Source organism: Bartonella queenslandensis AUST/NH15, assembly GCF_000312585.1.
Lineage (GTDB): Bacteria > Pseudomonadota > Alphaproteobacteria > Rhizobiales > Rhizobiaceae > Bartonella > Bartonella queenslandensis_A.
The window spans coordinates 1-277 of record NZ_HE998285.1; the positions used below are offsets into that span (position 1 = coordinate 1).

1 protein-coding gene is annotated in these 277 nt (G+C 34.3%); it reads left to right on the plus strand.

What is annotated here, in order from left to right; translation table 11 throughout:
- The coding region (locus tag BN338_RS12780; RefSeq protein ID WP_210160968.1) for a hypothetical protein at positions 1-192 on the plus strand (192 nt) is incomplete at its 5' end.
- Positions 193-277: the final 85 nt, after the last annotated feature.

The following is a 277-nucleotide window of genomic DNA, read 5'->3' on the forward strand; positions in this document are numbered from 1 at the left end:
TTGTATTTCAATGTAAAGAAGAAAAATATACTGTCTCATCCAGAACCTATGCGTTTAGCCATTGTGCATACTTTAAAGGAAGCAAAAAAGAAGGGATATAGACTCATAGAAATACAACTTTTGGGAAATACAACTTTTGGAAAATTGAATCTACCGGTAAACTGCTTCTCTCTCTATAATCCAATATCCTAGTCCCAACATCAGCAGGCTATCCTGATAAATGACTAGATTTGGCAAAAAAAGGACATTACGCCTTGCTCAATAGGATATAAATTAC